This is a genomic window from Marilutibacter maris, assembly GCF_006546735.2.
Classification (GTDB): Bacteria; Pseudomonadota; Gammaproteobacteria; order Xanthomonadales; family Xanthomonadaceae; genus Marilutibacter; species Marilutibacter maris.
On record NZ_VICD02000172.1, the window covers coordinates 1 to 6,409 of the forward strand.

A 6,409-nucleotide genomic window follows, 5' to 3' on the forward strand; every position below is an offset into this window, starting at 1 on the left:
CCCTCGACGTAGCGCGCGCCGCGGCCCTTGTCGGCGGTGATCGAGAAGCGCTCCAGATTCAGCTCCAGCCGCGGGCGCACCCCACCGGCCCCGGCGTCCTCATCCCCCTGCAGGGTGCCCAGCGCGCGGGCGCGGCCCTGGACCCGGTTGCCCATCAGGTCGACACTGACGTCGACGCCCGGCACTTCGACGCGGCTGCCGGCCGCGGGGGCGCCATCGACCAGACGCAGATCGGCGTCGACGCGTCCGGCCCCCTCCAGCGCCAGCCACGGCGCATCGGCGAAGAACGTGCCCAGCCAGTCCAGCGAGGCCAACTGCCAACTGCCGACCAGGTGTCCGGACGTCCGCGGTATCAGGCTGCGCGGGTCCTCCAACGGCACCTCGGTGCCCTCGATCCGCAAGCGCGCGTCGACCGCCAGCGCATCGCCGTTCTCGTCGACCTGCCTGGGCAGATCGATGCGCAACCGGATGTCGTCGTCGACCTCCACGCCAAGCTGCAGGGTCGCCTGGCCGTCGCGCGAGGCCATCGACACCGGCGCGCTCCAGTCCAGCCGCCCGCCCGGCGCCAGTGCGCCGCGATTCCACCCGATCCGCCCGCCGACCCGGCCATGGCCCGCGGCCGGCACCGGCTTCAGGCTCAGGCGTTGCGGGCCGCTGCGCTGCACCTGCAAGGCGCTGGTCCGCCCTTCCACCGACAGCTCCAGCTCGGTCTCGAGCAGTTTGCGCAGACCGCTGGCCTGTTCGCGGGTGTGCCGGTCGATCGAAAAATCCGCCTCCAGCACCGCCTCGTCCAAAAGCGTGTCGTCGGCGAGCGACAGGCGCGCGCGCTCGAAGCGCACCCGCGACGGGGTCAGCTCCAGCGGACCGCCCCGCAACTGCTTGTACAGGCCGAGCGTGGCCTGCCCCTCGCCATCCAGCCTCAGCGTGCCGAAGCGGGCGCCACGCACGCTGTCGCTGGCGATACGATCGAAGCGCAGGCGCCATCCACCCGGCCGTGCCGGGGCCGGCTCCAGACGCCGGTCGACGCGGTCCAGCGCCGCCTCGACATCGGCGACCTCGATCGACGGGAACCGCAGTTCCTTCTCAAGCAACGGCAACAGCGCGATCCGGCCATCGGCGCGGCGCGCGTGCAGCGACCAGGTCACGTTGCCGGTGTGGCCCTGCAATCGCGGATCCCACAGCGACACCTGGCCCGGCCAGGCGGTCAACCCGGCCTGCCAGTGCAACTGGAAGCGCTCGGGCTTGCGATTGATCGCCCAAGGCGCCAGCGCGGTGTTGAGGAACAGGTTGCCCAGCAGCAGGTAGACCAGATAAGCAGCGGCCAGGACGATGCCGGCGCGGCGCAACAGGCGTGCAGCACGCCGGCGTGATGGGGACCGTTCGGATATCTCGACCATGGCGCGAGCATAGCCGAGCCGACCGGCGCGGCCGGCTGGCGCTGGCTGTCAGCGCAACTGGAAGCTGTCGCCGTCGAGCATCGCCGGGAACCGTTCGCGATGCGCGGCCAGTTCCGACGCCTGCAGGGTGGTGGTGACCACGACTTCCTCGTCGGTGCATTCGCTGACCGGGTGGCCGAGGAAGTCGATCACCGCGCTGTCGCCGGAGTAGTGAATGCCGTTGCCGTCGCTGCCGACCCGGTTGAGTCCGGCGACGTAGCACAGGTTCTCGATCGCCCGCGCCCGCAGCAGGGTCTTCCACGGGTAGGCGCGCGCGGCCGGCCAGTTGGCGACGAACAGCAGCAGGTCGTAGTCGAGCGCGTCGGCCCGCTCGACGTCGTAGCGGTTGCGCGCGAACACCGGGAAGCGCAGGTCGTAGCAGACCTGCGGACAGATCCGCCAGCCCTTCCACTCCACCGTCAGCCGCTCGCGGCCGGCGGCATAGCGCTGGTGCTCGTTGGCATAGCGGAACAGGTGGCGCTTGTCGTAGTGCCGGATGCCGCCGTCCGGGGTCACGAACAGCATCCGGTTGAAGACCTGGTCGCCGACCCGCAACTGCACGCTGCCGGTGATCGCCGCGCCGATCTTCGCCGCCTGCTCGCGCATCCACGCCACGGTCGGGCCGTCCATGTCCTCGGCGCGCTCGATCGCGTCGTTGGAGAAGCCGCTGGTGAAGGTTTCCGGCAGCAGTACCAGATCGGTGATGTCATGCAACGGCGCGATCAGTCCGCCGTAGTACTCGCGGTTGGCCTCGGGATCGTGCCAACGGGTGTCGCCCTGGATCAGGGAGATGCGCAGATTGTCCATGCTCGGGTCCTCAAAGCGTCTGCAGGCGGGCGATCGCCTCGTCGAGGGTCGCCTCGTTCTTGGCGAAGCACAGCCGCGCCAGGCGCTGGCCGGCCGGCGGCGCCTGGTAGAACGGCGACAGCGGGATCGCGGCGACGCCCTTGTGCTCGGTCAGCCAGCGGCAGAACGCGGCATCGTCGAGGTCGCTGACCGCCGAGTAGTCGACCAGCTGGAAATAGCCGCCCGGCACCGGCAACGGCTTGAGCCGGGTGGTCAGCAGCTGTTCGCGGAAACGGTCGCGCTTGGCCTGGTAGAACGCGCCCAGTTGCTCGTAATGCGCGGGCTCGGCCTCGATCATCTCGGCGAAGGCGGCCTGCGCCGGGGTGAAGGTGCAGAAGGTGTTGTACTGGTGCACCTTGCGGAACTCGGCGGTCAACGCCGGCGGCGCGATGCAGTAGCCGACCTTCCAGCCGGTGCAGTGGTAGGTCTTGCCGAAACTGGAGATCACGAAGGCGCGCTCGCGCAGCTCGCGGTGGCGCAGCACCGATTCGTGGCGGGCACCGTCGAACACGATGTGCTCGTAGACCTCGTCCGACAGCAGCACGATGCCGGTGTCGCGCAGCAGCGCGGTCAGCTGGGCGATGTCGTCCGCACCGAGCATCGCCCCGGACGGATTGTGCGGGGTGTTGATCATCAGCATCCGGGTGCGCGGGGTGATCGCCGCGCTGATCCGCGACCAGTCCGGCTCAAAGCCGGTCGGGCCACCGTCCCGCCCCAGCGGCACGTGCACGGCGATACCGCCGGCCAGATCGATCGCCGGTTCGTAGCAGTCGTAGCACGGGTCGAGCACGATCACCTCGTCGCCCGGACGCACCACCGCATGGATCGCGTCGAAGATCGCTTCGCTGGCGCCGGAGGTCACGGTGATCTCGGCATCGGCGTCGGGACGGTGGCCGTAGCAGCGCTCGGTCTTGGCGGCGATCGCCGCGCGCAGGACCGGCAGCCCGTGAGCGGGCGCGTACTGGTTGAGGCCGGCGCGCATCGCCCGGTCCAGCGCCTCGACCAGTCGCGCCGGCACCTCGAAGTCCGGAAAACCCTGTCCCAGATTGACCGCGCGGTGCTCGGCGGCCAGTTGCGACATCACGGTGAAGATGGTGGTGCCGACCTTCGGCAGCTTGGTCTCGGGGGTCATCGCTCGCGGGGGTGTCGGTGGGGCCTCCGAGTGTACGGAATCGTGGCGATCGGGGATGTTTCCGCCGTGCCGCCCGGCCCTGCCCAGCGCGGATGTTGCAGCCGGGCGCGACTACCGCGACACTGCGCGCATGCGCGAGCTCCACGTGGTCGATGCCTGCGAACTGGCCGCCGCCTATGCCGCGGCCCACTATGCGGTGGTGCTGGACGGCGACGCGATCCCGTTGCGCGTCGGCGCGAGCGCCGGCGACGTCGAGGCCTACTGGGCGGCGCGCCGCTACGCCTTCATCACCGCCTGGAATCCGGCCTCGCGCCCGTTGTCCGAGGAAGCCAACAATCTCGCCGACGCCCGCCTGGTCGCCCGCATGCAGGTGCTGGATCTGTCCTTCCACCCGGCCTGGGCCAGCGACCACGACCGCCAGTGGCGCGAATCCGGCTGGCTGATCGCCGACGTCGACCCGAGCACGCTCGACGCCCTCGCCGGCGAGTTCGGCCAGGCCGGCGTGCTGCACTGGGAACACGGCGAACCGGTGCGGCTGCGGATGATGCTGCAACGGCCCGGCGACTGCGCCGACCGGCCATGCGTGGACTGGCGGAGCGGAGCCGACGGCGACCGGACCGCCGACGCCATCCCGTAGAATGTCCGCTTCGCGGCCACAGCGGCCGCCCGCCGCCGCCTGATGACCCGACCCGACCGAACCACCGCGCCAGCGGATGCCCGCCCGCGGCCTTCCGCGCCAACCGAACCGGCCTTGCTGGAGGTGCGTGGCCTGCGTTTCTCGCGCAACGACCTGCCGGTGTTCGGCCCGCTGGGTTTCGCGGTCGCCACCGGCGAGGCACTGCTGGTGCAGGGCGACAACGGCGCCGGCAAGACCACCCTGCTGCGGGTGCTGGCGGGCCTGCTGCGGGCCGATGCCGGCGAGGTCGCGATCCGTGGCGAAGCCGCCGAACCGCTGCTGCGCGCCCGCGCGCTCGCCTACCTGGGCCACCTGCCGGGGCTGAAGGCCGACCTCAGCGTGGTCGAGAACCTGCAGCACCTGTGCGGCCTGCACGGCCAGCGCGGCAGCCAGACCATCGAAGGCGCACTGGAGGTGGTCGGGCTGGGCGGCTACGAGGAGGCGCTGAGCCGCCAACTCTCCGCCGGTCAGAAGAAACGCCTGTCGCTGGCGCGGCTGTGGCTGTCGCCGGCACCGCTGTGGTTGATGGACGAGCCCTACGCCAATCTCGACCTGGAAGGCATCGAACTGGTCAACCGGATGGTTCGCGCGCACCTGGACGCCGGGGGCGCCTCGCTGGTCACCACCCACGGCGCCTATGCCGCGCCGCCGGTGCGTACCCGGCTGCTGGTGCTGGACCGGCGGGGGCGCGACGGCGCTCCGCGGACGGAGGGCTGAGGGCATGGACGTCGAAGTAGGCCTCATCCAGTCCGCGCGCGCCCTGATCGTGCGCGACCTGCGCCTGGTCTGGCGGCGTCGCGGCGACGCCCTGCAGCCGGCCCTGTTCGCCCTGCTGATGGTGGTGCTGTTCGCGCTGGCGCTGGGCAACGAGCCGGCGACCCTGGCCCGGGTCGCCCCGGCCGTGCTGTGGCTGGCGGTTCTGTTGGCCGGATTGTTGTCGCTCGACAGCCTGTTCCGGGGCGATGCCGAGGACGGCTCGCTGGAACAGTGGATGCTGGCGCCGGTACCGCTGGCCTGGCTGGTCGGGGTGCGCACCGCGATGCACTGGGCCACCACCGCGCTGCCGCTGCTGCTGGCCGCGCCGCTGCTGGGCGAGATGCTGCACCTGCCGCGCGGCCAGTTGCCGGTGCTGCTGGCCTCGCTGGCGCTGGGGACCCCGCTGCTGAGCCTGATCGGCGCGGTGGTCGCCGCGCTGACGGTGGGGATGAGGCGCTCCGGTATACTGGTCGCCTTGTTGGCATTGCCCCTGTACGTGCCCGTCCTGGTGTTCGGCGCGGGCAGTGTCACCGCCGCCGCCCAGGGACACGACGTCGCGGGCGCGATGCTGTTGCTGGCCGCCGGACTGGTCCTGGCGGTGTTGCTGGCGCCGATGGCGGCAGCCGCCGCGATCCGCATCGCATTGAACTGACGCCCACCTCCCCTGCCCGGCATGGGAGCGGACAGACGCAAATGAATCCGATCGTCCTGTGGTTCCACAAACTCGGCTCTCCGCCCTACTTCGACCGCTTCGCCGCGCGTTGGGCGCCGTGGGGCCATGGCATCGGCCTGTTGATGATGGCGGTCGGGCTCTACGGCGGCCTGTTCCAGGTGCCGGCCGACTACCAGCAGGGCGACAGCTTCCGGATCCTCTACATCCACGTGCCCAGCGCCTGGATGAGCCTGGCGGTCTACGGCGCGATGGCCTTCTATGCGGCGATCGCGCTGATCTGGCGGATCAAGCTGTGCGAGATCCTGGCGATGGCCTGCGCGCCGATCGGCGCCGCCTTCACCTTCATCACCCTGGCCACCGGCTCGATCTGGGGCAAGCCGATGTGGGGCACCTGGTGGGACTGGGACCCGCGCCTGACCACCGAGCTGGTGCTGTTGTTCATGTACCTGGGCGTGATCGGCCTCTACCACGCGATCGACGACCGCCGCGCGGCCGCCCGTGCCGCCGGCCTGCTGGCGATCGTCGGCGTGGTGCTGCTGCCGGTGATCCGCTATTCGGTGGTGTGGTGGAACTCCCTGCACCAGGGACAGACCATCCGCATGTTCGGCGAGTCGAGCATGGACTCGAGCATGGTCTGGCCGCTGATCTGGGTCGTGCTCGGCAGCAAGTTCTGGTTCCTGGGCTCCCTGCTCGCCCGCGCCCGCGCCGACAACCTGCTCCGCGAATCGGGCAAGGCCTGGGTCGGCGCGCTGGTGGCGCCGGCCACGGAGGCGCGTCGATGAGCTACCTCGGCTACGTGGCAGCCGCCTACGCGGTGTTCGCGGTGGTGATGGCCTGGGACTGGCTGGCGCCGCAACTGCAGATCCGCCGTGCGCTCGGCCGGGCCCGCC

At 70.9% G+C, this 6,409-nt stretch carries 7 protein-coding genes; 4 read left to right on the plus strand and 3 right to left on the minus strand.

Annotation, left to right across the window (positions count from 1 at the left end):
* The 3 genes from FKV24_RS10410 to FKV24_RS10420 all read right to left on the minus strand — a co-directional run.
* Positions 1-1,397 (minus strand): AsmA family protein (locus FKV24_RS10410; protein ID WP_484502557.1); only part of this gene is annotated, 1,397 nt, incomplete at its 3' end.
* A gap of 48 nt (positions 1,398-1,445) precedes the next feature.
* Positions 1,446-2,243, minus strand: a complete 798-nt coding sequence (locus FKV24_RS10415; RefSeq protein WP_141482334.1) for an amidohydrolase — start codon at positions 2,241-2,243, stop codon at positions 1,446-1,448.
* A gap of 10 nt (positions 2,244-2,253) precedes the next feature.
* The gene (locus FKV24_RS10420; protein WP_141482335.1) at positions 2,254-3,414 is read right to left on the minus strand and encodes a pyridoxal phosphate-dependent aminotransferase; all 1,161 of its coding nucleotides are present in this window, start codon (positions 3,412-3,414) and stop codon (positions 2,254-2,256) included.
* Positions 3,415-3,544: 130 nt separating this feature from the next.
* Between FKV24_RS10420 and FKV24_RS10425 the strand changes: the two genes are divergently transcribed.
* The 4 genes from FKV24_RS10425 to ccmC are packed head-to-tail and all read left to right on the plus strand — an operon-like array spanning position 3,545 to position 6,301.
* Positions 3,545-4,051: a DUF3293 domain-containing protein gene (locus FKV24_RS10425; protein ID WP_170288274.1), complete on the plus strand. Its 507-nt coding sequence runs from the start codon at positions 3,545-3,547 to the stop codon at positions 4,049-4,051.
* A 42-nt stretch (positions 4,052-4,093) separates the two neighbouring features.
* Positions 4,094-4,807 carry a heme ABC exporter ATP-binding protein CcmA gene (gene ccmA, locus FKV24_RS10430; protein WP_141482337.1) on the plus strand — a complete coding sequence of 238 codons (714 nt, stop codon included), beginning with the start codon at positions 4,094-4,096 and terminating at the stop codon, positions 4,805-4,807.
* Positions 4,808-4,811: 4 nt separating this feature from the next.
* Positions 4,812-5,498 carry a heme exporter protein CcmB gene (ccmB, locus tag FKV24_RS10435; protein WP_111266215.1) on the plus strand — a complete coding sequence of 229 codons (687 nt, stop codon included), beginning with the start codon at positions 4,812-4,814 and terminating at the stop codon, positions 5,496-5,498.
* Positions 5,499-5,539: 41 nt separating this feature from the next.
* Positions 5,540-6,301, plus strand: a complete 762-nt coding sequence (gene ccmC / locus FKV24_RS10440) for a heme ABC transporter permease CcmC (RefSeq protein ID WP_141482338.1) — start codon at positions 5,540-5,542, stop codon at positions 6,299-6,301.
* The last annotated feature ends 108 nt before the right edge of the window (positions 6,302-6,409 follow it).